This window comes from Arthrobacter sp. ISL-65 (assembly GCF_018613795.1).
Lineage (GTDB): Bacteria > Actinomycetota > Actinomycetes > Actinomycetales > Micrococcaceae > Arthrobacter.
The window spans coordinates 382,841-405,275 of the sequence record NZ_JAGGPN010000020.1; the positions used below are offsets into that span (position 1 = coordinate 382,841).

A 22,435-nucleotide genomic window follows, 5' to 3' on the forward strand; every position below is an offset into this window, starting at 1 on the left:
GCAGGCACACATCTTCCGCAGGAGCGCAGCCCGAACAGCACTCAATCAGACCGCTTCCCGCCGGCCATGCCTGACGTCTGCCGGCATTTCAGGAGACCCTCCATGACCCCTCGCAGTCAGCCCAGCGCGAATACCTCCGCCAAGGGCGGCAATCAGCACTATTCTGAAGATGCAGAACCTTCAAAGGAGACCATGACCAGTCAGCAAAATCCCGGATCCAAGCCGGCGGCCCAGGACATGAGTCCTGAGGAAATCCAGGCTGTTATCGACCGGATCCTCGCCAAGGACGTCCCGGCCAAGAACGCCGCACCTGCCAACGGCAGCGGCGCCGACAGCCAAGGCGTTTTGGGCAAGGCGCAGGCCATCTCGCATCTCGACGAAGAGCACAGCACGTTCGACGGCGACCAGCAGGACCTCGAGGAACGCCGCGCACTGCGGCGCACCGCCGGGCTGTCCACCGAACTCGAGGACGTCACCGAAGTCGAATACAGGCAGCTGCGCCTGGAACGCGTTGTGCTCGCCGGCCTCTGGAGCGAAGGCACGCTGGGTGATGCCGAGAATTCGCTGCGTGAACTCGCCGCGCTGGCGGAAACGGCGGGCTCGGAAGTCCTCGACGGACTCGTCCAGCGGCGCGCCAAGCCGGACCCCGGCACCTTCCTTGGTTCCGGCAAGGCCTTGGAACTCAAGGACGTGGTGATGTCCACCGGCGCCGATACCGTCGTGGTGGACGCCGAACTCGCTCCGTCCCAGCGGCGCGGCCTTGAAGACATCGTCAAGGTGAAGGTCATTGACCGCACGGCACTGATCCTCGACATCTTCGCCCAGCACGCCAAGAGCCGTGAAGGCAAGGCTCAAGTGGAGTTGGCGCAGCTCGAATACCTCCTTCCGCGCCTCCGCGGCTGGGGTGAATCCATGTCCCGCCAGGCCGGTGGCCAGGTGGGCGGTGCAGGCGCCGGCATGGGCTCGCGTGGTCCCGGTGAAACAAAGATCGAACTGGACCGGCGAAGGATCCGCACCCGGATGGCCAAGCTGCGGCGCGAGATCGCCGCGATGAAGCCGGCACGGGAGACCAAACGTGCCAACCGCCGTCGTAATGAAGTCCCGTCAGTGGCCATTGCCGGATACACCAACGCCGGGAAGTCCTCGCTGCTCAACCGCCTTACCGACGCCGGCGTCCTGGTGGAAAACGCCCTGTTCGCCACCCTGGACCCCACCGTCCGCAAGGCCGAGACCTCAGACGGCGTTGGCTACACGCTGGCCGACACCGTGGGGTTCGTCCGGTCCCTGCCCACCCAGCTGGTGGAGGCCTTCCGCTCCACCCTTGAGGAAGTGGCGGATGCAGACCTGATCCTGCACGTGGTGGACGTGTCGCACCCGGACCCGGAGGGCCAGATCGCCGCCGTGCGCTCGGTGTTCGCCGAGGTGGACGCCCGCAAGGTGCCCGAGATCATCGTCCTGAACAAGGCGGACGCCGCCGACCCGTTTGTGGTGGAGCGGCTGAAGCAGCGCGAACCGAGGCACGTGGTGGTTTCGGCACGCACGGGGGAGGGCATTGCCGAGCTGCTCAAGGCCATCAGCGAGGCCATCCCGCGGCCAAATGTCAAGATGGAGCTCCTCGTGCCGTACCACCGCGGCGATCTCATCAGTAAACTGCACGACTCTGACGCGGAGATCCTCAGCCTGGATCACGAAGAGGGCGGCACCCGCGCCGTTGTCATGGTCCGGGAAGGCCTCGCGGCTGAACTGGAATCCTTCATCAGCAATGACTGACGGGGTGGCAGACGCCGCAGCCAGCGCCACGGCCGGCGAGCAGCATGTACTGGAGCTGCTCGACCGTGCCGTGGCGGGCATGGGCGGACAAAGCCGCAGCGGCCAGCACGAGATGGCCCGGCAGGTGGCGCGCGCCATCGAAACCGGCGACCACCTGCTGGTGCAGGCCGGCACGGGAACCGGCAAGTCGTTGGCCTACCTTGTCCCGCTCATCGCCCACTCGCTTGAGAGCAATAAACCGACCCTCGTCTCCACCGCCACCCTCGCGCTGCAGACCCAAATCGTGGGCCGGGACCTTCCGCGGCTGCTGGAAAGCCTCAAACCCGCACTCGACCGGCCTGTGAAGATTGCGCTGGTCAAGGGCCGCGCGAACTATGTCTGCAGGCACAAGCTCGAGGGCGGCTTTCCCTCCGAGGAGCCTTCCGAAGGCCAGCTTTTCTCACTGGGCGAGGACACCAGCGTCCCGCACTTCGCCGCGGCCATGGGCGGCCCCTCCTCGCAGCTGGGCAAGGAGGTGGTCAGGCTCCGGGAATGGGCGGAGCAGACCACCACGGGCGACCGTGACGAGCTCCTTCCCGGCGTCACGGACCGGGCCTGGCGGCAGGTGTCCGTCACGTCCATGGAATGCCTCGGCGCGCAGAAATGCCCCCTCGCCGAAGAGTGCTTCAGCGAACTTGCCCGCCATAACGCCACGGAAGCCGACGTCGTGGTGACCAACCACGCCATGCTGGCCGTCAGCGCCTTCGAGGGCCTGGCCGTGCTGCCGGAGTACGACGTCGTGGTGGTGGACGAGGCCCACGAACTCCAGGACCGGGTGACCGGCGCGGTTTCGGGGCAGCTGTCGGTGGCCATGGTCCACGCCGCAGCGTCCGGCGCCCGCAAGCACACCGGGATCACTGTTGACGCGCTCAACACAGCGGCCGCCAACCTCGAGGTGGCTCTTGCCGGCGTTCCCAGCGGCTTGCTGCCCAACGGCCTGAACGACGAGCAGCTGGATTGTGTGGACCAGCTTCGTGAGGCCTGCCGGGCGGCGCTGTCGGATTCCAAGGGGGACAGCAATACAACGGCCGACGGCGGGCGGCAGCTCGCGCGCTCCCGCCTGCTGGTGATTTTGGAGCTTTGTGAGCGGCTCATCGCCGCCCGGGAAAACCGCGAGGTGGTCTGGTTCTCGCGGAACAGCACGTTTGATCCCCAGCAAGGATACTCGGCGCCGGACGAGACTGCCCCGGCTCTGGTCAACATCGCCCCGCTGAGCGTGGCAGGCAGGCTCCGGGAAGGCCTGTTCGCCGGCCATACCGTGGTGCTGACGTCGGCAACACTGGCCATCGGCTCTGCCTTCGAACCCGCCGCAGGCGGGCTGGGCCTGGTCGGGGACGGCGCACCGAGCTGGACCGGCGTCGACGTGGGTTCGCCCTTCGACTACCCCCGGCAGGGCATCCTGTACGTGGCGGGGCACCTGCCGAAACCGGGCCGCGGCACTTCGCCTGAGGCGCTGGACGAACTCGAGTCCCTCATCCGCGCCTCCGGTGGGGGAGCGCTCTGCCTGTTCTCCTCACGGCGGGCCGCCGAGGAAGCGGCAGATGCCCTGCGCACGCGGCTGGATGTCAGCATTCTTTGCCAGGGTGAGTCCACCATGACGGCACTGGTGAAGCAGTTTGCTGACGAGCCTGATACCTGCCTGTTCGGCACGATGTCACTGTGGCAGGGCGTCGACGTGCCGGGCGGGTCGTGCCGCCTGGTGGTCATTGACAGGATCCCCTTCCCGCGGCCGGACGACCCCCTGATGACCGCGCGGTCCCGGGCCGTTGCCCAGGCCGGCGGCAACGGTTTCATGTCCGTATCCGCCACGCACGCGGCCATCAGGCTGGCCCAGGGGGCAGGACGGCTCATCCGGTCCACGAACGACAAGGGCGTGGTGGCGGTGCTGGATTCCCGGCTGTCCACGGAACGTTACGGCGGGTTCCTGCGGGCCGCCCTGCCGCCGTTCTGGCCGACGACCGACAGGAAGACCGCCGTCGCAGCACTCGAACGGCTCGCCGGCGCACAGGCGTAAAGAAGCCCCGGGCTATAACAGCCCGGGGCCGGAGATTTGCAGCAGCTACAGCGAGCGGAGTACGGAAACCACCTTGCCCATGACAACGGCGTGGTCGCCGAGGATGGGTTCGTACTGGGTGTTCTGGGGAAGCAGCCACGTGTGGCCGTCCCGCTGCCGGAAGGTCTTGACTGTCGCTTCATCGTCGAGCAGCGCCGCGACGATGTCGCCGTTGACCGCGTCGCTTTGTCGGCGGACCACAACCCAGTCCCCGTCGCAGATGGCGGCGTCCACCATGGAGTCGCCCGCGACCTTGAGCATGAAGAGTTCGCCGTGGCCCACCAGCTGCCGGGGCAGCGGCATCAGGTCCTCCACCATTTGGTCCGCGAGGATGGGGCCGCCGGCGGCGATCCGGCCGACCAGCGGCACCATTGCTGTGTCCATCGCGCTGGGCAGTTCGGATACGGAAGCGCCTGCGGTGCTAAGGGCGGCGGCCTTGTCCGCGCTGCCGGATTTCGCCGTTCCCCCATCAAGGGTGAGCGGCATCAGGACCTCCATGGCGCGCGGCCGCTTGGGGTCGCGCCGCAGGTAGCCAAGCTTTTCCAACTGCGAGAGCTGATGGGTCACGCTGGAGAGACTGGCCAGGCCGACGGTGTCGCCGATTTCCCGCATCGACGGCGGGTAGCCGTTGTCGTTGACCGAGCGCTGGATGGTCTCCAGGATCTTTTTCTGCCGGACGGTGAGTCCCTTGGGGATCCGCTGAGACCGCGGGCTGCGCTGGGGAGCCTTGCCGTCAGAGGCCTGTGCTGCCATGTTCGCCAACGCCTTTCCGTTCCTCCCGGCCGCGGTAGTTGCAGGGGCCGGGAACTTCCGGCCTGAAAAATGTCAGACCCTGCTGATCAACTGCAGATGTGGTTGTTCTGTGATTTCAAACGTAGGCCAGCCATAGGGCTTTTTCAAACATTTGTTCTAGCGAGTCTCGACTTAATTCGTTGATAGGTGCTAAAACTAGGAAAAGCAAAGTTCGAACATGTGTTCTAGTGAGGGCCGTTTGTCAGCCCGGTGTTCGAACTGTTTGTTCGAACGCGAGGCAGTACAACTTGGTCCAGGAGGGCTCACGCCATGTCAGCTTCAACAGCAGCATCAACTTCAACGCCACTGTCGCGGCCCGGCAAGCCGCCGCGCCTTCGCCTTACCCGCCGGGGCCGGATTGTCCTGATCGGCCTGCCGCTTGTTCTGCTTGCCGCCGTGGTCCTGTCCCTTGCCGGGCTCCTGAACTCCCCGGCCAAGGCTGCAGACAATGCCAGTGGCCTGACGGTCACGCCCACCGTTTCGGTCACGGTGCAGCCCGGCGAGTCACTGTGGGCCATCGCAGGGCAAGTCGACCCGGACCGCGATCCCCGGGACGTGATTGCGGACATCGTCCTGCTCAACGACCTTCAGGCCGGGAGGGTCATGCCCGGCCAGCAGCTGTTTGTGCCGAATAAGTAGGGGCGGTGCGCGGTTCCCCGAGTGCCGGAACCGTCACAGTTTCCGGCCAGCCCTCCAGGTTACTTAAACTGTTGAGGTGACTGACCAGCTTGAGCGACTGAACCGACTGCCCCTTCGGACCAACCTGAGGGGGCTGTCCCCCTATGGCGCCCCGCAGCTTGATGTTCCGATCCTGCTCAACGTCAACGAGAACACGCATGGCGTGCCTGCCGACGTGCGGGCGGCCATCACCGCGGCCGTAACCGAGGCCGCCGCCGGACTCAACCGGTATCCCGACCGCGAATTCACCGAGCTCCGGGAAGCCTTGGCCGAATATTTGGGCCACGGCCTCAGCGCGGACAACCTCTGGGCGGCCAACGGCTCCAACGAGGTCCTCCAGCAGATTCTCCAGGCCTTTGGCGGCCCGGGCCGGTCGCTCCTGAGCTTCCCGCCGACCTACTCCATGTACCCGCTCCTCGCCAGCGGCACGGACACCGCCTACATCGCCGGCAAGCGTGCCGACGACTACGGCCTCAGCGCCGAGTCCGCCGCGAGCCAGGTGCGCGAACTCCAACCCAACATCGTCTTCCTGTGCTCGCCCAACAACCCCACCGGCACCGGCCTGGGCCTGGATGTGGTGGAAGCCGTCTACGAGGCCGGGGAAGCCAGTCAGGCGGTGGTGGTCGTGGACGAGGCCTACCACGAGTTCGCACACGACGGCACGCCAAGCGCCCTCACCCTGCTGCCCGGCCGGGAGCGGCTCATCGTATCCCGGACCATGAGCAAGGCGTTCGCTCTTGCCGGCGCCCGCCTCGGCTACATGGCCGCGGCCCCGGAGGTGACAGACGCCCTCCGGCTGGTGCGCCTGCCCTACCACCTGTCGGCCGTCACGCAGGCAACCGCCCTCGCGGCGCTGCAGCACCGCGAGGCGCTCATGGCCGATGTCCAGGACATCAAGCGGCAGCGCGACCGGATTGTCGCGGAACTGACGCGGATGGGGCTGCGGCCCGCGGCGTCCGACTCCAACTACGTCTTCTTCGGCGGGCTGGAGAACCCCCATGAGGTCTGGCAGGGGTTGCTCGACGCAGGGGTGCTCGTCCGCGACGTCGGCATCGCCGGCCACCTGAGGGTCACAGCCGGTACTGAGACGGAAACCACAGCCTTCCTCGAAGCGCTGGAAACCATCCTGGCCCGGCAGACCGCACTTCCGGCCTAAACTTGGATATGGACCAGGTCAGGTCCGCCCCCATCCTTCGTCAAAGGACATCTATCACCATGAGCGACACCGGAATCAAGGCTGCCGAGGCACGGACTGCACGCATGGAGCGCACCACCAGCGAATCTTCCGTGCTGGTGGAGATCAACCTCGACGGCACCGGAGTGTCGGACATCAGCACGTCGGTCCCGTTCTACGACCACATGCTGACGGCGCTGTGCAAGCACTCACTCATCGACATGACCGTCAAGGCAACGGGCGACACCCACATTGACGTCCACCACACCGTCGAGGATGTTGCCATCACGTTCGGCGAGGTGCTGCGCACGGCTCTGGGCAACAAGGCGGGCATCCGCCGCTTCGGCGAGGCCACCGTGCCCCTGGACGAGGCCCTCGCGCACGCCGTCGTTGACGTCTCCGGCCGGCCATACCTGGTGCACGGCGGCGAGCCCGCCGGGCAGGAGTACCACCTGATCGGCGGCCACTTCACGGGATCGCTGACGCGCCACGTCTTCGAGGCCATTACGCTGCACGCCGGCATCTGCCTGCACATGAACGTTATCGCCGGCCGCGACCCGCACCACATTGTGGAAGCCCAGTTCAAGGCCTTCGCCAGGGCCCTCCGCGCAGCCGTCGAGCCGGATCCCCGCGTCGAAGGCATTCCGTCCACCAAGGGAGCACTGTGACCGGCAAAGTTCTGCGCGAGGGCGCGATCCTCGATCCGTCGGCCACGCTGAAGCCGGCATCCCCGGAGGGCAAGCCCACCGTCACCGTCCTGGACTACGGCTCCGGCAACGTCCGTTCTGCCGTACGCGCCCTGGAACGTGCCGGTGCGGAGGTCATCCTGAGCTCCAAACCGGAGGACGTGCTGAACGCCGACGGGCTGGTTGTGCCCGGCGTCGGCGCCTTCGAAACGGTCATGCGCGAGCTTAAGGCCGTGGATGGAATCCGGATGATCGGACGCCGCGTTGCCGGTGGCCGTCCGGTCCTCGGTATCTGCGTCGGCCTCCAGGTGCTCTTTGAGGCCGGCGTCGAACACGGAACCGAAGCCGAAGGCATGGGGGAATGGCCCGGCAAGGTGGAACTCCTGCCGGCCGAAGTGGTCCCGCACATGGGCTGGAACACCGTCAAGGTCCCGGAAGGCTCCAGGCTTTTCGACGGCGTCGAAGATGAGCGCTTCTACTTCGTGCACTCCTACGGTGTCCAGAGCTGGGACTTCGATGTGATCCAGCCCCGGATGGCGCCGCCCCTGGTTACGTGGTCCGAGCACGGCGGCCCCTTCATCGCCGCCGTGGAGAACGGCCCGCTCTGCGCCACCCAGTTCCACCCGGAAAAGTCCGGTGACGCTGGCGCGCGGCTCCTGAAGAACTGGGTCGACGGGCTCCGTGGGCCGCATTCCCGGCAGGCAGCGGACGCCTAGATGTGGTCAATCCTCCTGATGGGACTGGCCGGTCTCCTGGTGGGCGGCGGCCTGTCCTTCAGGCAGCAGCGCAAGCCGCTCTGGATCCAGATCGGTTTCTACGTGCTGGCCGCCATGTCGCTGCTGGCCGCCTACCTGCTGACGCTCCCCGGCAACTAACCAACTAACCCGCCGTGTGCGCCGCAGAAGTCGCCGCGCACGGGAACCAGCGCCTATAAGAACTGAGGACCCCTGATGACCAGCCAAAACGAGCTGCCGGTACTTGAACTGCTTCCCGCCGTCGACGTCGTGAACGGCCAGGCCGTCCGCCTGGTCCAGGGCGAGGCCGGCAGCGAAACAAGCTACGGAACGCCTCTGGAGGCGGCGCTCAACTGGCAGCAGCAGGGCGCGGAATGGGTCCATCTGGTGGATCTGGACGCTGCCTTCGGACGCGGCTCAAACGCGGACCTGCTGCGCGAAGTGGTGGGCCGGCTGGACATCAAGGTCGAGCTCTCCGGCGGCCTTCGGGACGATGAATCGCTGGAGAAGGCGCTGGACCTGGGCGTCGCCCGGGTAAACCTCGGCACCGCCGCCCTGGAGAACCCGGAATGGACCGCGCGGGCCATCGACCGCTTCGGTGACCGGATCGCCGTCGGCCTGGACGTCCGGGGAACCACGTTGGCCGGCCGCGGCTGGACCAAGGAAGGCGGGGACCTGTGGGACGTGCTGGGCCGCCTCGAAGAGGCCGGCTGCGCACGATACGTTGTCACCGACGTGACCAAGGACGGCACGCTGCAGGGGCCGAACGTCGAACTGCTGCGGCAGATGGTGGAGAAAACCGGCAAGCCCGTGGTGGCCTCCGGCGGCATTTCCAGCCTTGATGACCTGAAGGTCCTGCGCTCCCTGGTGCCGCTCGGTGTCGAAGGTGCCATCGTCGGCAAGGCCCTGTACGCCGGCGCCTTCACCCTGCCCGAGGCCCTCGACGTCGCCGGACGCCGCTAGGACGCCGCCGTGACCGAGCACCAGCGCAACTCCGCGGATGGCCGCGGACAGGCAGCGGACCTGCCCCCGGCACGCCGGCTGCCCGGTCACATCGAGTCAGCCCTCGCCGGAGCAGGTGGCGCCGGCGATTCCGCGGGACAGCCCTGGGCCGGGCGGAGCCTGGCCGGCGATGACGCCAAAATCCACAACTTCGAGGACGACGACGGCGCGGCCGACGCCGGCTACCTCACCGCAGTCTCTGCACTTGTTGCGGGCGACGGCGACGAGGCTGCGGTGGTTGCCTCGCTGGCCAGTGCCCGTGTGTTTGTCCCCGTTGTGGCACAGCTAGCGGAGGAAGCCGAGGGCGCGCACGGCGTGCACGCCGACAAGCAGGCGGACATGGCGCTGGTGACGCTCAAGGCTCCCGACGGCCGCCTCGCCATGCCGGTGTTCACTTCGGCGGAAGCCCTGGCGGCGTGGCACCCGGAGGCGCGGCCGGTGGCCGTGTACGCCGCTCGGGCCGCCCTGTCCGCCGTCGCCGAGGGGGCCGAGTTGCTGGTGGTGGACCCCGGTTCGGAAGTGACCTTCGTGGTCCGGCGCCCCGGCGTCTGGGCCCTCGCGCAGCAGCGGCAGTGGGTGCCGGCCTACCTGGACGCCGAGCTGGCCGCGGTGCTGCGTGCCGGAACGGAAAGCAAACCCGCAGTCCGCGGACTCGAGGTCCTTCCCGGCGGGGGAGTGGCCACTGCCACTGCTTCGGGCAGCCGCGTGGATGGCGGCGGCGCCGGACCGGAACTGCGGGTGGTGCTCTACCTGGAGGACGGACTTGATGCGGCCGCGGTCCAGGCCCTCGTTGCCGGCCTCCAGAGCGAGTGGAGCCGGAATGTATTGTTTGGTGAGCGCGTTGATTCGATCGAAGTCAAGCTAAGGCGCGCCGCGCAGTAGCCGCCGGCCCGGTGGGGTCCGTTCCGGCGCTGTCCGGCGGCGGAACTGAGGACCCACCTGTGAATTTCAGCCTGTACCGGGAGCTGCTGGCCGTCCGGCCCATCCGCCGGCTTCTGGCGGTCGGCATGATTGCCCGCATTCCCCATTCGGCGGCGGGCGTCCTGCTGACCCTGCACATCGTCCTGGCCCTCGGCGAGGGCTATGCGGCTGCGGGTACGGCAGCGGCCGTGATGACCATTGGCATCGCGCTCGGCGCACCCTGGCGTGGCCGCCGGGTGGATACGGCGGGCCTTCGGACGGCGCTGATACCTTCGGTGATTTCGGAAACGGTCATCTGGTCCATCGTGCCGCACGTCTCCTACCAGTGGCTGCTGCCGCTCGTGTTCGTCGGCGGCCTCCTGACGCTTCCCATCTTCAGTGTGGTGCGGCAGTCTTTGGGAGTCCTGGCGGACGGCGACCAGCGCAGGACCGCCTTCGCGCTGGACGCAGTCAGCACCGAGATGGTGTTTATGATCGGCCCGGCCGCGGGTGCCGTGGTGGCCACGAGCGGCAATTCCGTGCTGGGGCTGACCGCCGTCGGCGTCTCGACATCGCTGGCCGGACTCTTCCTCATGTGGTTCAACCCGCCCACCCGCAGTGCTGTCCGCAGCGAATCCTGTGAGGCGGACGAGCAGGTTGCCGCAGAGGTAGCCGTTGTGGCCGCCGCCCCCGCACACCTGCAGGAGGCTGCCGCGGAGCTCGGTCCGGCGGCTGCGGGCAGCAGGCGGCGGGCAGTCCTGAGGCGCAGGGTGGCCCACAGCTTCGGCTGGTTCACCGCTGCCGTGGCCGCGGTGTTCGCCGTCGCCGGCGGCGCCGGCATGGTGCTCAGCGGCACTGATGTGGGAATCGTGGCTGCGCTGGAGACAGGCGGCCGCCAGGGCGAGATCGGCGTGGTGTTCCTCTTCTGGTGCGCCGCGTCGGTGGTCGGCGGCCTGGTCTACGGGGCCATGCACCGGCCCGTTTCACCGATCCTCCTGCTGCTGGGAATGGCTGCCCTGACCATTCCCATGGGGTTTGCCACCGACACACTGACCCTCAGCTTGCTGTCGCTGCTGCCGGGGCTCCTCTGCGCGCCGGTGCTTTCGGCGGCATCCGAGAAGGTGGCTGAACTGGTTGACGAGGCCAGGCGGGGGGAGGCCATGGGCTGGTACGGGTCCGCGTTGACCGCCGGCGTGGCACTGGGGGCTCCGCTGGCCGGACTCTTCATCGACAGCATTGGCGCGGCGGGAGGCTTTGTGTCCGTCGGGGTGGCAGGGGTGCTGCTCTGCGTCGTGGGGCTTGTCCTGCAGCAGCGGCGCCGCCGCGCCGCCGCATCCTGACGGTCTCCGGTTTCGTTGGGAAGAGGTGGGTGGGGGAGCGCTTCCGGAGCTAGTGCCCCCAGAAGACAAAAACGGCGGCGGCCGGCCCCGAGGAGCCGGCCGCCGCCGTCGTAATTCAATCTTTAGTTCACTGCACCGGTGAACTTCTCACCGGGACCCTTGCCCGGGGGATCCGGAATGATGGACTCTTCGCGGAAGGCGAGCTGCAGTGACCGCAGGCCATCGCGCAACGGCCCGGCATGCTGCGAACCGATTTCCGGGGCGGCCGCCGTCACCAGGCCGGCGAGGGCGGTGATGAGCTTGCGGGCCTCGTCCAAGTCCTTCAGCTCAGCGGCGTTCTCCTCCGCGGCCAGGCCGAGCTTTACGGCGGAGGCACTCATGAGGTGTACGGCGGCCGTGGTGATGACCTCGATCGCAGGAACTTCGGAGATATCGCGGGTTTGCTGCGTGACGTCATCCCCGGCGCCGGGCGCCTGGTAGACGTGTGAATTGCTGTCTGGAGTGCTCATACTGGTAAGCTTGTCACAGACCGACTGGATGTCGTTATTTTGCCGTGGATGAGACCCACTGCCGCGAATGTGCGGTAAGCGGGCATCTTTATGTAGAATTGATATTCAGTTTGCAAGCGGAGTTCTCTCCCACCCGCGTCAGCCGTTTTCCCGGAAGATTTTAGGGAAGCAAGGTTGCCGGGTAACGGTCGGGCGGTTCACCGGGCAGGAGCCTGGGGAAGTGCGTGCAGTCCCTCGCGGGATATGCACATCCGATCTTTGAGGCCTTCGATTGCTCCGGCAATTGGGGGCCTTCTCTATTTTGCCGGTGGAACCCCATCACGAACACAGGAGCTTTAACATTAGCGAGCCAAGAATCAATGAGCGTATCCGCGTCCCTGAGGTGCGGCTGGTCGGCCCTGCCGGCGAACAGGTAGGAATCGTCCGTATTGAGGATGCCCTGCGTCTGGCTGCCGAGTCCGACCTGGATCTCGTTGAAGTTGCACCGCAGGCCAAGCCTCCGGTGTGCAAGCTGATGGACTTCGGCAAGTACAAGTACGAAGCCGCGGTAAAGGCCCGTGAGGCCCGGAAGAACCAGACCAACACGGTTCTGAAGGAAATCCGGTTCCGCCTGAAGATTGACACCCATGACTACGAGACCAAGCGCGGCCACGCCCTCCGCTTCCTCGGAGCCGGGGACAAGGTCAAGGCCATGATCCAGTTCCGTGGCCGTGAGCAGCAGCGTCCCGAAATGGGCCTGCGCCTGCTTCAGCGGTTCGCGGAAGATGTCGGTGAGGTCGGTGTGGTGGAGTCCAGCCCCCGCATCGACGGCCGCAACATGGTCATGGTCATCGGTCCGCTGAAGAACAAGGCGGAGGCCAAGGCCGAAGCGCGCCGTGCAACCCAGCGCGCTGAAGCCAAGGCCCAGAACGAAGCCAAGGCCTCAGGCCGCGTGGACACCTCCGGTGACGATCAGGCACCCCTGACACAGTCGCTTGCCGATCTTCTGCCGGAAGGCTTCCAGGTTTCCACGGAGGCCCCTGCGCAGGACGCCCCGGCAGCAGCTGAGGCAGCCGCTCCGGAAGCCGCCGTCGAAGCGCCCTCGGTTCCGGTCGAAGCAGCTCCGGCTGCCGAGGCCCCCGCCGCGGAAGCACCCAAGGCTGCCGAGGCCCCCGCCGCGGAAGCACCCAAGGTTGCGGAAGCACCCAAGGCTGCCGAGGCGCCCAAGGCTGCGGAAGCACCCAGGGCTGCCAAGGAGGCCGAGCCGAAGCGCGAGGCACCCAGGGCCGCAGCACCCAAGGCAGCCCCCGCTGCTCCCAGGGCGGCAGCCCCTGCAGCACCAAAGGCGGCAGTGCCTGCTGAGCCGAAGGCTCCCGTAGCTGAGTCGCCTGCTCCGGCAGCGCCGAAGCCTGCGGTTGCCCCGGGCCCGCCCAAGCCGGTGGCCAGGCCGGCAGCGCCGAAGCCTGTTGCACGACCCGCAGCGCCTCGGCCCACGCCCAAGCCGGCGGGTAAGAAGACCACCTAGTTCGAAACTGCGGAAGGCATCGCCTTCAGGCAGTCAGCAACCAGCATGCCGCCCGCAGGGGCGGCTGCACGATAGAACTGCGGACATTGTCCGCGGATACGTAAGGAGATCGGTTCCCATGCCGAAGATGAAGACCCACAGCGGTGCTAAGAAGCGCTTCAAGCTGACCGGCAGCGGCAAGCTCCGCCGCCAGCAGGCCAACCGCCGCCACTACCTCGAGCACAAGTCCTCCAGGCTGACCCGCCGCCTCGCCGGCGACAAGATCGTCTTCAAGGGCGACGCCAAGGTCATCCGGAAGATGCTCGGCATCTAATTTCCAAGCATTCTGACTGACTGCCACCTGGCAGCGGTCAACTACCAATAAGCCTTCTCAGGCCAGCCGGTTACCGGCAGTAGTCGCTTGGGATCAGATTTTTGAAGGAGTACGCACGTGGCACGTGTGAAGCGGGCGGTAAACGCCCACAAGAAGCGCCGGGTTATCCTCGAACGCGCCAAAGGTTACCGTGGACAGCGCTCACGCCTGTACCGTAAGGCCAAAGAGCAGCTGCTGCACTCGTTTGTGTACAGCTACGGGGACCGCAAGAAGAAGAAGGGCGACTTCCGCCGCCTGTGGATCCAGCGCATCAACGCTGCATCCCGCGCCAACGGCCTGACCTACAACCGCCTGATCCAGGGCCTGAAGGCCGCTGAGGTCGAGGTTGACCGCCGCATGCTGGCCGAGCTCGCCGTTTCTGACGCCAACGCGTTCGCTGCGCTGGTCCAGGTTGCCAAAGACTCGCTGCCCGCCGACACCTCCGCTCCGGCCGCCAAGGCTGAGGCTGCACCGAAGGCCAAGGCTACCCGCGCACGCGCTGCGAAGAAGCCGGTTGCTGCAGCTGCTGAGTAAGCAGGCAACTCCCCGTTCAAGGACCGGTGGCAACAGCCACTATGGTTTCTTATATGAACGAAACCGGGCGCCCGCAAGACTTTCCACTCTCCAATCCCCGAGCAGATCGGGTCAGGGACGTGGCAAAGCTTGCAGGGCGCCCGGCCCGTTTAAAGCGCCGGCAGTTCCTGGCCGAAGGCCCCCAGGCAGTACGTGAGGCCCTGGTGCTTCACGGCAAGCGGATCGCTGCGGGCCAGCCAGGCATAGTGCGCGAGGTGTATGCCAGCGAGGCCTGCCTGGACCGGTACCCAGAGTTTGAGGAACTGGCCGCGGGAACCAGCGCCCGGCTCGCCACAGACGACGTCCTGGCCGCCATGGCGGACACCGTTACCCCGCAGGGGATCATTGCGGTGTGTGATTTCGTGGATGTCGCCCTGGCGGACGTGCTCGACGCCGGGCCGCGGCTGATTGCCGTGCTCTGCCAGGTCCGCGATCCCGGCAATGCCGGGACGGTGCTTCGGGCCGCAGACGCCGCCGGCGCCGACGCCGTGGTCCTGACCGGTTCCAGCGTCGACATCTACAATCCCAAGGCGGTCCGCTCGACCGCCGGTTCCCTCTTCCACCTCCCGGTGGTCCTCGGCGCCGACGTCAATGAGCTGGTGGCGCTGTGCAAAAGCCGGGGGATCGGCGTGCTCGCGGCGGACGGCTACGGGCAGCTGAACCTTGACCGCCTGCAGGATGAGAACGCCGCTCGCCGCTTCGGCGCTTCGGCCGCGGGCTCGGACTACGCCCTGGAAAACCCCACGGCCTGGCTTTTCGGCAACGAAGCCCAGGGACTGTCCGAGGACGAGCTTGCGCTTGCCGACCATCGGGTGGCTGTGCCCGTGTACGGCGCCGCCGAGAGCCTCAACCTTGGAACGGCCGCCACCGTCTGCCTCTATGCCAGTGCGAGGTCCCAGCAGCCCGCCTAGCGCGCTGGCGTTTTTGTACAGATACAGGCCGCAAAAGGCACCTTTGGTCGCGATATTTGTACAAAAACTCCACCTTTAGACAGTGTCGGCGGTCCTACACGAAGGAGCGGGGGCCCACCCTGGTGGTGGGCCCCCGCTCCTGTCTGTTTGTCTGTTATGGGCCTGGGCCTGGGCCTGGGCCTGTTACGGCCCAGTGCCTGTGATTCGCACCTGTTATGGTGCCCGGGTGCTATGGCTGCGGCCGGTGATTGCGCCGTAGATACCTGCGACTACGAGGCCGCCGATGATGGCGAGGATCCAGGTGCCAAGGTCGAAGAACGCCAGGTCACCCTTGCCGAAGAGAAGGCTGCCGATCCAGCCGCCAACGATGGCGCCAACGACGCCCAGAACCAAGCTGGTGACCCAGCCGCCGCCGACCCTGCCGGGCATGACGGCTTTAACAATTGCGCCTACGATCAGGCCGAGAATAATCCAAGCAAGAAATCCCATTGTCTGCTCCTTCATATTCGTCGGGAGCGATTCTTATCAGTCCCGATATGGCTTCAAGCTAACACAGCGCGTGATTATTTGTCAGCAGGCTTAGTTTTGGCTCTTTTCGTGGCATCCGTTGCCGTGTCCGGTGTCTGTCCGGGGCCGGACGGGTACGGTATTTACTAGACGGCGGTTCCATGCCGCCCTGTCCCATCCGTTGAAATATCCACGTGAAGAGGTGAGCCTCCCTTGGCTGCAAATGGCGGTACCAAGGCGATTGTGGCGGCGCTGGCCGCCAACCTGACCATCGCTGTCCTGAAGTTCGTCGCGTTCCTGCTGACGCGATCATCGTCGATGCTGGCTGAGGCCATCCACTCAGTCGCGGACTCCGGCAACCAGATCTTGCTGCTGGTCGGCGGGAAACGCGCACAACGGGCAGCCAGCCCGGAACACCCCTTTGGCTACGGACGCGAGCGTTACATTTATGCGTTCATCGTTTCCATCGTGCTCTTCAGCGTCGGCGGCCTGTTCGCCCTGTATGAGGGATGGGAAAAAATCCAGCACCCGCACGCGATTGAAGGTGACTTCTGGTGGGTGCCCCTGGCCGTGCTGGTGGGAGCCATCATCGCCGAGTCGTTCTCGTTCCGGACGGCCATCATCGAAGCCAACCACATCCGCGGTAGCCAGGGCTGGATCAGCTTTGTGCGGACCGCCAAGCAGCCCGAGCTTCCGGTGATCCTGCTCGAGGACTTCGGTGCGCTGCTGGGCCTGGTCTTGGCCCTGTTCGGCGTGGGGCTGACCCTGCTGACCGGCGACGGCATCTGGGACGGAATCGGGACCGCGATGATCGGTCTGCTGCTGGTGGCGATTGCCGTGATCCTGGCGGTGGAAACCAAATCCCTGCTGTTGGGGGAGTCGGCGACCAAGGACGATGTCGGCCGCATCCGGCGCGCCATCGAGGCGGACGGAACCGCAATCATCCACCTTAAGACCCTGCACCTGGGCCCGGAGGAGCTGCTCGTGGCCGCCAAGATCAGCGTGGAGGCCGGTGATTCCGGGCTGGATATTGCCAAGGCCATTGACGACGCCGAAACTCGGATCCGCTCAGCAGTTCCCATCGCGCGGGTCATCTACCTGGAGCCCGACATCCGCCGCGCCCAGGTGGCCAGCGGGCCAGCCCTTGCGGGCGACTCGGGCGCCTAGCCGCTTACCGCTTGGGCCGCCGGCCCTGTGCATTTTTCCGCCGCTGGTTCCGTGACTGCTGTTACGGGGCCAGCGGCTTTTTGCGTTCCAGCAGGCCGCTCAGGAGCGCAACCATCAGGCCGAGAATGGCCAAAACAGCACCCACCAGGGCAGGCGCAACGTACCCCCAGCCCCAGGCGATCACCACGCCACCCAGGAAGGCGCCCAGAGCGTTGGCGACGTTCAGTGCGGCGTGGTTGAGCGAGGACGCCAGGGACGGCGCGTCGGGAGACGCGTCCAGCAGCCGGGTCTGCAGGGCCGGGACGAGCATGGACCCGGCGCCGCCTACCACGAACACCATGACGAAGGCTGACCACGGCCAGTGCACGGCCACGGCGTACACCACCAGTGCGACGGCGATTCCCGGCAGAACGCGGTAGATGGTGCCCATGACGGACTTGTCCGCGATTCGGCCGCCGACGATGTTGCCGGCCACCATTCCCAGACCGTACAAGGCCACCACGAGCGGCAGCAGGGCGGCGGGAATTCCGGCCACGGAGGTCATGGTGTGGGAGATGTAGGTGTAAGTGGCGAAGAACCCGCCGAAACCCACGATGCCGATGAGGATCGCCAGCCAGACCTGCCCCCGCCTGAGCGCGCCCAGCTCCCGGCGGATGCTGGCGTCTGCATGCGCCTTTTGGAACGGAACGAATTTCCAGATGAGGGCCAGGGTCACGAGTCCCAGCACTCCCACCAGGACAAAGAGCAGCCGCCAGCCGAAGGTCTGGCCGAGCCACGTGGCGAAGGGAACGCCGACCACGTTGGCAACGGTGAGGCCCGCCATGACCATGGAGATGGCCCAGCCACGCTTAGTGGGCGCCACCAGGGAGGCGGCGATCACTGCGGCCACACCAAAGAATGCGCCGTGCGGCAGTCCGGCGGCGAACCGGGAGACCAGCATGCTCGCGTAATCGGGAGCAATGAACGAGGACAGGTTGGCAACACTGAAAAACAGCATGAGGCCCAGTGCGAGGAACTTGCGCGGCAGTTTCGCCCCGACGGCGGCAAGCACGGGAGCTCCGACGACGACCCCCAGGGCGTAGGCCGAGATGAGGTGGCCGGCCTCGGGAGTACTGATCCGGAGTCCGATTTCGATTTCCTTGAGCAGTCCCATCATGGCGAACTCGGTGACGCCGATGCCGAAGCCGCCCATGGCCAGGGCCAGGATGGCGGGTCCGATGCGCGTGGCGGCCTTTGGCGTGCGGGGAGCCTGGACAGTGGAAGTCATGTGCCTGCTTTTCGAAGGGGAGTTGCGGAGTAGGCCTCGTTGCCACTGATACGTCTGATTTTAACAAGCTTTCGCGGCGGGATGGATATTCCGCCTGCGGAGGGCTACGTGCATCCGCAGGGACATGCGCCCTCGTAGACTGGGGCGGTGACTGAACTGATTAACGTCGTCGGCGGGGCCGTTGTGGACTCGCTGTCCGCCCCCGCCCGGCTTCTCGTGGCGCGCCGGACGGCGCCTCCGCAGTTTGCCGGCATGTGGGAATTCCCCGGCGGCAAGGTGGAGCCGGGGGAGGCGACCGAAAGCGCGCTGCACCGGGAACTCCGCGAGGAACTTGGCATCGGCGTCGTCCTTGGGGTCGAGTTGGAATCACCGGAGCCGGCTGGCTGGCCCCTGAATGACCGGGCAGCAATGCGGGTGTGGTTCGCCGAGGTGGCCGACGGCGACCCGCGGCCGCTCGAAGATCACGATGAACTCCGCTGGGTCAGCATCCGCGAAGGTGACGAAGCTCTCAGTCTGCCCTGGATTCCGGCTGACCTCCCGATTGTCCAGGCGCTGCTGGCCAGCGTCGCCGCAGCGACCCGCGCGGACTCCCTCCCTGGAAATTAACGCCACCGGACCCGCGGAGGGCAGGACGGTCACCGTCCTGCCCTCCGCATTTTTGGTGGCGTTTCTTGGCTGCCACGCAGAGGCTTCCGGGGGGTGGCCTGGATTTCCGGTGGCAGCATGGCCTAGTGCTCAGAACAGTGTGGGCTGGGACGTCCGTAGTTCGCTGCGCTGGCCATGCTGCCCGGACCCATGCTGCGCAGTCGGGTGTTGCGGCAGGCTTCCTTCGGGGTACGCGGCTTCTTCGCCGCGGGGATCGTCGGCGGGGGAATCCTCGACGTCCCGGTGGCTGAACCCGTGCGAGCCGGTGAAGCCGTGCCGGGCCTTGAAGAAGCGGATCCTGCCGGCAAGCCAGGTGCGGTATTCCTTGGAGGCGTATGAGCCTGTGCCGTACAGCCTGCGGTAGCGGCCCGCCAGTTCCGGATGCCGGGCGGCGATCCATTGCATGAACCACTCCCGGGTGCCGGGCTTCAGATACAGTGCACCGGCTGTGACGCCGGTGGCACCCGCGGCCGCCAGTGAGGCGAACAGGGAGTCCAGTGCCTCGTCGCTGTCCGAGAGCCACGGGAGGATGGGCATGGCCATCACCCCGCAGGGCAGCCCGGCTTCCCGGAGCCGGGATACGAGTTTGAGCCGGGCCCGGGGTCCTGGTGTGCCGGGTTCGATGGCTTCGGAGAGCTGCTCGTCCGTCATGGCGAGGGAGATCCCGATGCCCACGGGAACCTGTGCCGCGGCATGCTTCAGGAGCGGAATGTCACGCGCCAGCAAAGTCCCCTTAGTCAGGATGGACAGCGGAGTCCCGGAATCGGCCAGCGCGCCGATGATGCCGGGCATCAGCCGGTACCGGCCTTCCGCCCGCTGGTAGGGATCGGTGTTGGTGCCCAGTGCCACGTGCTGCCGGTTCCAGGAGGGCTTGGCCAGCTCCTTTTGCAGCACCTCGGCCGCGTTGATCTTGACCACCACCTGGCTGTCGAAATCAATCCCGGCGTCGAAGTCCAGGTAGGTGTGGCTCTTGCGGGCGAAGCAGTAGACGCACGCGTGGCTGCAGCCCCGGTAAGGGTTCACGGTCCACTCGAACGGCATCCGTGAGCCGGCGGGCACCTTGTTGAGCACCGATTTGGCGGTGACCTCATGAAAGGTGACGCCGGCGAACTCGGGCGTGGACACGGACCGCACCAAGCCGGCCAGGGGCAGCAGCGGTGCAGTCCCGGGCATCTCTTCCTGTGCGGGTTTGACTGCCTGCGCGTCCCATCTCATGCCCTCCATTCGAAGGTATGTTCGAACTTAAGTCAAGGTCCGCCGTTGGCGTTTCCCGCGGACGGGCGACAACGCTGGGTCCGGCAGTCTTCACTAGGGCCCCGGCGGTGTCCCTGTCCCGGAGCGGAGCTCCCACTCAACCGTGACGCTGGTGCTGACGCCGGATTCACCGGCTTCCACCGTCATGGAGCCGGCGGCGAAGGCCCGCTCCATCCCGCCCACCGGAACGGGCGCCGACGGTACCGGGTGCTGCCGCACGGAGGCCACCTCACCCAGCTCAGCGCCCGCAAGAGCGGCGAGCTGTGATGCTGCTGCCCGCGCGTCGGTCCAGGCGGCCTCGCGGGCAAGTGCCATCACGGCCGCGGCATCGGCAAAGCCGAGCTGCAGGCCATCCAGGCGCACGTCGTTGCCGCCTGCCTCCACGGCTGCCGCGATGATTCCGGAGCCCGCGGCAAGATCCAGGAGCCGGACGCTGAGCATGCTGGACGCCACGTACCCCGTGACCTGCTGGCCCAGGCCTTCCTGCCAGACGACGTCGGCACGGACGTTGAGACCCGACGTCCTGATGTCCCGGCTTTCCACGCCCCGAGTGCGCAGTGCGCCCGTCACGGCAGCGGAGGCCCCGCCGGCGGCGGCATAGGCATCACCTGCGTAGTCGCGCCGGCATTCCACGCCAATGGCGAGCGTCAGCAGGTCCGGGGCGGCCTCGGCGGTTCCGGTTCCGGTGACTGTGACAGTCCGGGCTTCCGCCCGGCCCGCGGGTTCACTCATGTCTGTGCCTCCGGCCGTGCCGGTGCCTCGGGTCCATATAGCCGCCGGCTTCCAGGCCGGCGTGCCGCTCGAAGGGATTTCCCGACGCCGGATCGCCGTACCGCGCGGCCGACCAGGCCGCGGCCGCGAAATAGAACAGCAGGAAGGGCAGCCCGGCGCACCAGGCGTACTGGGTGCTGTGCCGCTCCTCGTGGCCCAGGAGCACGCGGCTCGTCAAAGCTGTGTCGGTATCCGTCCGGAAGATGACCACGTTGCCCACCGTGAAGGCGCCAGCCACCGGCAGCCGCCAGCGGTATCCGGTGGCGACAATCAGGCCGTGGGGACCCCGGACCGTCCGGGTGCGGGCCAGCCCGGCAAGCACCAGCCCCAGCGGCGTGGAGGCGTTCAGCACGTTTGCGAGCTGCCTCAGGCGCTGTCCTCGCGTCAGCGGGCCCGGGGCCATAGGGCCTTGCATCATGAGGCCATGCTAGCCGCGGGCGGCGGTGCGTGACAGGCGAAGGGCGCCGGCCGGGCCCCTGCCGATGACAGCCCCCGGGCAGCGGGCAGCCGGGCCACCGTCAAGCAGCCGGGCCGCTGTCAATTAGCCCGGCGCTGTCAATTAGACTGGGAACAGTGCCCGCCGGCCATCCGCCGGCGAGCCTGCCCTTGTCTTGGGATGGCGTCTTTGGATGACGTCCTTGGACGACTTCATGCAATGACGTGCCAGCGACGGACGCGCTGCCTGGGAAACCGGCGCGGCTGCACCGGCCGCTGGCATCACCCGACTCGTAGCTAAGAACAGTAGATGACTGAAACTTTGCCGGGCGCCGCCGTCCCGAACCCTCTGGATGAAACCGCCATCAACGCCGCCGTGGACCAGGCCGTCGCCGCCATTGCCGGCGCGTCCACGCTCGATGAACTCAAGGCAGTCCGCCTGGCCCACACCGGCGAGAAGTCGCCGCTCAGCCTGGCCAACCGTGGGATCGGAGGCCTGCCCAAGGACCAGAAGGCCGCCGCCGGCAAGCTGATGGGTTCCTCGCGCGGACGTGTTAATAAGGCGCTCGCGGACCGCACCGCCGAGCTCGAAGCGGAGAACGACGCCCGCATCCTCGTTGAGGAGACCGTGGACGTCACGGCAGCCCCGCGCCGCCGCCGCGCCGGAGCCCGCCATCCGCTGTCCACGCTGCAGGACCGCGTAGCGGACATCTTCGTGGGCATGGGCTGGGAAATCGCCGAGGGCCCCGAGGTGGAATCCGAGTGGTTCAACTTCGACGCATTGAACTTCAAGCCGGACCACCCGGCCCGCGAAATGCAGGACACGTTCTTCGTGGAGCCGCCGGAAGCGCACCTGCTGATGCGCACGCACACCTCGCCGGTGCAGGTCCGGTCCATGCTGGAGCGGGAGCTGCCCATCTACGTGCTGTGCCCGGGCAAGGTGTTCCGCACCGATGAGCTCGATGCCACCCACACCCCGGTGTTCCACCAGTTCGAGGGCCTGGCCATCGACAAGAAGCTCAGCATGGCTGACCTCCGCGGAACCCTGGAGCACTTCGCCCGCCAGATGTTCGGCGACGAAGCCCAGATCCGGCTGCGCCCCAACTACTTCCCGTTCACCGAGCCGTCCGCCGAGCTGGACATCTTCCACCCCGGCGCCAAGGGCGGGCCCCGCTGGATCGAATGGGGCGGCTGCGGCATGGTCAACCCCAATGTCCTGCGGGCTGCCGGCATCGATCCGGATGTCTATTCAGGTTTTGCCTTCGGCATGGGCATCGAGCGCACGCTCATGTTCCGCAACGAGGTCGCCGACATGCGCGACATGATCGAGGGCGATGTACGATTCAGCGAGCACTTCGGGATGGAGATCTAA

The 22,435-nt window shown here is 66.8% G+C and carries 24 protein-coding genes; 17 read left to right on the forward strand and 7 right to left on the reverse strand.

Annotated features, from left to right (window positions below; genetic code table 11):
• Positions 1-192: 192 nt before the first annotated feature.
• Entirely contained in the window at positions 193-1,770 is a 1,578-nt protein-coding gene (gene hflX, locus J7I85_RS10055; RefSeq protein WP_214851039.1) for a GTPase HflX, read from the forward strand.
• The gene (locus tag J7I85_RS10060) at positions 1,763-3,823 is read left to right on the forward strand and encodes an ATP-dependent DNA helicase (protein ID WP_214851041.1); all 2,061 of its coding nucleotides are present in this window, start codon (positions 1,763-1,765) and stop codon (positions 3,821-3,823) included. Before hflX ends, J7I85_RS10060 begins: the two co-directional genes overlap by 8 nt.
• Positions 3,824-3,868: 45 nt before the next feature.
• Here the strand turns inward: J7I85_RS10060 and lexA are convergent, their stop codons facing one another.
• On the reverse strand, positions 3,869-4,615 hold the full coding sequence (gene lexA / locus J7I85_RS10065; protein WP_214851049.1) for a transcriptional repressor LexA: 747 nt from the start codon (positions 4,613-4,615) through the stop codon (positions 3,869-3,871).
• Between the two features lie 309 nt (positions 4,616-4,924).
• Here lexA and J7I85_RS10070 point away from each other — a divergent pair, with 309 nt between their 5' ends.
• From J7I85_RS10070 to J7I85_RS10105, 8 genes are all read left to right on the forward strand, one after another.
• On the forward strand, positions 4,925-5,293 hold the full coding sequence (locus J7I85_RS10070; protein WP_214851056.1) for a LysM peptidoglycan-binding domain-containing protein: 369 nt from the start codon (positions 4,925-4,927) through the stop codon (positions 5,291-5,293).
• 76 nt (positions 5,294-5,369) lie between these two features.
• Positions 5,370-6,488, forward strand: a complete 1,119-nt coding sequence (locus J7I85_RS10075; RefSeq protein WP_214851058.1) for a histidinol-phosphate transaminase — start codon at positions 5,370-5,372, stop codon at positions 6,486-6,488.
• Between the two features lie 59 nt (positions 6,489-6,547).
• The gene (hisB, locus tag J7I85_RS10080) at positions 6,548-7,174 is read left to right on the forward strand and encodes an imidazoleglycerol-phosphate dehydratase HisB (protein WP_214851061.1); all 627 of its coding nucleotides are present in this window, start codon (positions 6,548-6,550) and stop codon (positions 7,172-7,174) included.
• Positions 7,171-7,908 carry an imidazole glycerol phosphate synthase subunit HisH gene (gene hisH / locus J7I85_RS10085; RefSeq protein ID WP_214851068.1) on the forward strand — a complete coding sequence of 246 codons (738 nt, stop codon included), beginning with the start codon at positions 7,171-7,173 and terminating at the stop codon, positions 7,906-7,908. The genes hisB and hisH overlap by 4 nt, the downstream gene beginning before the upstream one ends.
• The gene (locus J7I85_RS10090) at positions 7,909-8,067 is read left to right on the forward strand and encodes a hypothetical protein (RefSeq protein ID WP_214851070.1); all 159 of its coding nucleotides are present in this window, start codon (positions 7,909-7,911) and stop codon (positions 8,065-8,067) included. It begins immediately after the preceding gene.
• A 75-nt stretch (positions 8,068-8,142) separates the two neighbouring features.
• Positions 8,143-8,889 carry a bifunctional 1-(5-phosphoribosyl)-5-((5-phosphoribosylamino)methylideneamino)imidazole-4-carboxamide isomerase/phosphoribosylanthranilate isomerase PriA gene (gene priA / locus J7I85_RS10095; protein WP_087873510.1) on the forward strand — a complete coding sequence of 249 codons (747 nt, stop codon included), beginning with the start codon at positions 8,143-8,145 and terminating at the stop codon, positions 8,887-8,889.
• A 9-nt stretch (positions 8,890-8,898) separates the two neighbouring features.
• Positions 8,899-9,810: an SseB family protein gene (locus tag J7I85_RS10100; protein ID WP_374102455.1), complete on the forward strand. Its 912-nt coding sequence runs from the start codon at positions 8,899-8,901 to the stop codon at positions 9,808-9,810.
• 59 nt (positions 9,811-9,869) lie between these two features.
• A complete protein-coding gene (locus J7I85_RS10105) occupies positions 9,870-11,168 on the forward strand; it encodes an MFS transporter (protein ID WP_214851072.1) in 1,299 nt (432 codons plus the stop codon).
• A 122-nt stretch (positions 11,169-11,290) separates the two neighbouring features.
• On the opposite strand, the gene J7I85_RS10110 is transcribed toward J7I85_RS10105, so the two are convergent.
• Positions 11,291-11,677 (reverse strand): DUF1844 domain-containing protein, encoded by a 387-nt coding sequence (locus J7I85_RS10110; RefSeq protein ID WP_214851074.1) that lies wholly within the window; start codon positions 11,675-11,677, stop codon positions 11,291-11,293.
• 307 nt (positions 11,678-11,984) lie between these two features.
• On the opposite strand from J7I85_RS10110, the gene infC reads away from it, so the two are divergent.
• From infC to J7I85_RS10130, 4 genes are all read left to right on the forward strand, one after another.
• Entirely contained in the window at positions 11,985-13,181 is a 1,197-nt protein-coding gene (gene infC, locus J7I85_RS10115; RefSeq protein WP_308159441.1) for a translation initiation factor IF-3, read from the forward strand.
• A gap of 118 nt (positions 13,182-13,299) precedes the next feature.
• Positions 13,300-13,494 (forward strand): 50S ribosomal protein L35, encoded by a 195-nt coding sequence (rpmI, locus tag J7I85_RS10120; RefSeq protein ID WP_009358635.1) that lies wholly within the window; start codon positions 13,300-13,302, stop codon positions 13,492-13,494.
• A 117-nt stretch (positions 13,495-13,611) separates the two neighbouring features.
• On the forward strand, positions 13,612-14,067 hold the full coding sequence (gene rplT / locus J7I85_RS10125; protein ID WP_111904720.1) for a 50S ribosomal protein L20: 456 nt from the start codon (positions 13,612-13,614) through the stop codon (positions 14,065-14,067).
• Between the two features lie 53 nt (positions 14,068-14,120).
• Entirely contained in the window at positions 14,121-15,017 is an 897-nt protein-coding gene (locus tag J7I85_RS10130; protein WP_214851076.1) for an RNA methyltransferase, read from the forward strand.
• A 213-nt stretch (positions 15,018-15,230) separates the two neighbouring features.
• On the opposite strand, the gene J7I85_RS10135 is transcribed toward J7I85_RS10130, so the two are convergent.
• Entirely contained in the window at positions 15,231-15,506 is a 276-nt protein-coding gene (locus J7I85_RS10135; RefSeq protein ID WP_003798714.1) for a GlsB/YeaQ/YmgE family stress response membrane protein, read from the reverse strand.
• Positions 15,507-15,737: 231 nt separating this feature from the next.
• On the opposite strand from J7I85_RS10135, the gene J7I85_RS10140 reads away from it, so the two are divergent.
• Positions 15,738-16,691: a cation diffusion facilitator family transporter gene (locus J7I85_RS10140; protein WP_214851084.1), complete on the forward strand. Its 954-nt coding sequence runs from the start codon at positions 15,738-15,740 to the stop codon at positions 16,689-16,691.
• A 61-nt stretch (positions 16,692-16,752) separates the two neighbouring features.
• Here J7I85_RS10140 and J7I85_RS10145 read toward each other — a convergent pair whose 3' ends face one another.
• Positions 16,753-17,958, reverse strand: coding sequence for an MFS transporter (locus J7I85_RS10145; RefSeq protein ID WP_214851086.1), 1,206 nt, complete (start codon positions 17,956-17,958; stop codon positions 16,753-16,755).
• Positions 17,959-18,105: 147 nt separating this feature from the next.
• Here J7I85_RS10145 and J7I85_RS10150 point away from each other — a divergent pair, with 147 nt between their 5' ends.
• Positions 18,106-18,564: a (deoxy)nucleoside triphosphate pyrophosphohydrolase gene (locus J7I85_RS10150; RefSeq protein ID WP_214851088.1), complete on the forward strand. Its 459-nt coding sequence runs from the start codon at positions 18,106-18,108 to the stop codon at positions 18,562-18,564.
• A 129-nt stretch (positions 18,565-18,693) separates the two neighbouring features.
• On the opposite strand, the gene J7I85_RS10155 is transcribed toward J7I85_RS10150, so the two are convergent.
• The 3 genes from J7I85_RS10155 to J7I85_RS10165 form a co-directional block, all read right to left on the reverse strand.
• Positions 18,694-19,818, reverse strand: a complete 1,125-nt coding sequence (locus J7I85_RS10155; protein ID WP_214851096.1) for an Rv2578c family radical SAM protein — start codon at positions 19,816-19,818, stop codon at positions 18,694-18,696.
• Positions 19,819-19,911: 93 nt separating this feature from the next.
• On the reverse strand, positions 19,912-20,589 hold the full coding sequence (locus J7I85_RS10160; protein ID WP_214851103.1) for an SIMPL domain-containing protein: 678 nt from the start codon (positions 20,587-20,589) through the stop codon (positions 19,912-19,914).
• Complete coding sequence (locus J7I85_RS10165; RefSeq protein ID WP_251024114.1) at positions 20,582-21,046, reverse strand: hypothetical protein; 465 nt, start codon at positions 21,044-21,046, stop codon at positions 20,582-20,584. Before J7I85_RS10165 ends, J7I85_RS10160 begins: the two co-directional genes overlap by 8 nt.
• Positions 21,047-21,373: 327 nt before the next feature.
• Between J7I85_RS10165 and pheS the strand changes: the two genes are divergently transcribed.
• Positions 21,374-22,435 carry a phenylalanine--tRNA ligase subunit alpha gene (gene pheS / locus J7I85_RS10170; protein ID WP_214851110.1) on the forward strand — a complete coding sequence of 354 codons (1,062 nt, stop codon included), beginning with the start codon at positions 21,374-21,376 and terminating at the stop codon, positions 22,433-22,435.

What these genes read in the sequence shown, in the direction of transcription:
- hflX (WP_214851039.1), top strand. Translation starts at nt 193, where the DNA reads ATGACCAGTCAGCAAAATCCCGGATCCAAGCCGGCGGCCCAGGACATG.
- J7I85_RS10060 (WP_214851041.1), top strand. Translation starts at nt 1,763, where the DNA reads ATGACTGACGGGGTGGCAGACGCCGCAGCCAGCGCCACGGCCGGCGAG.
- lexA (WP_214851049.1), bottom strand. Translation starts at nt 4,615, where the DNA reads ATGGCAGCACAGGCCTCTGACGGCAAGGCTCCCCAGCGCAGCCCGCGG.
- J7I85_RS10070 (WP_214851056.1), top strand. Translation starts at nt 4,925, where the DNA reads ATGTCAGCTTCAACAGCAGCATCAACTTCAACGCCACTGTCGCGGCCC.
- hisB (WP_214851061.1), top strand. Translation starts at nt 6,548, where the DNA reads ATGAGCGACACCGGAATCAAGGCTGCCGAGGCACGGACTGCACGCATG.
- J7I85_RS10090 (WP_214851070.1), top strand. Translation starts at nt 7,909, where the DNA reads ATGTGGTCAATCCTCCTGATGGGACTGGCCGGTCTCCTGGTGGGCGGC.
- priA (WP_087873510.1), top strand. Translation starts at nt 8,143, where the DNA reads ATGACCAGCCAAAACGAGCTGCCGGTACTTGAACTGCTTCCCGCCGTC.
- J7I85_RS10110 (WP_214851074.1), bottom strand. Translation starts at nt 11,677, where the DNA reads ATGAGCACTCCAGACAGCAATTCACACGTCTACCAGGCGCCCGGCGCC.
- rpmI (WP_009358635.1), top strand. Translation starts at nt 13,300, where the DNA reads ATGCCGAAGATGAAGACCCACAGCGGTGCTAAGAAGCGCTTCAAGCTG.
- J7I85_RS10130 (WP_214851076.1), top strand. Translation starts at nt 14,121, where the DNA reads ATGAACGAAACCGGGCGCCCGCAAGACTTTCCACTCTCCAATCCCCGA.
- J7I85_RS10135 (WP_003798714.1), bottom strand. Translation starts at nt 15,506, where the DNA reads ATGGGATTTCTTGCTTGGATTATTCTCGGCCTGATCGTAGGCGCAATT.
- J7I85_RS10145 (WP_214851086.1), bottom strand. Translation starts at nt 17,958, where the DNA reads ATGACTTCCACTGTCCAGGCTCCCCGCACGCCAAAGGCCGCCACGCGC.
- J7I85_RS10155 (WP_214851096.1), bottom strand. Translation starts at nt 19,818, where the DNA reads ATGAGATGGGACGCGCAGGCAGTCAAACCCGCACAGGAAGAGATGCCC.
- J7I85_RS10160 (WP_214851103.1), bottom strand. Translation starts at nt 20,589, where the DNA reads ATGAGTGAACCCGCGGGCCGGGCGGAAGCCCGGACTGTCACAGTCACC.
- J7I85_RS10165 (WP_251024114.1), bottom strand. Translation starts at nt 21,046, where the DNA reads ATGATGCAAGGCCCTATGGCCCCGGGCCCGCTGACGCGAGGACAGCGC.
- pheS (WP_214851110.1), top strand. Translation starts at nt 21,374, where the DNA reads ATGACTGAAACTTTGCCGGGCGCCGCCGTCCCGAACCCTCTGGATGAA.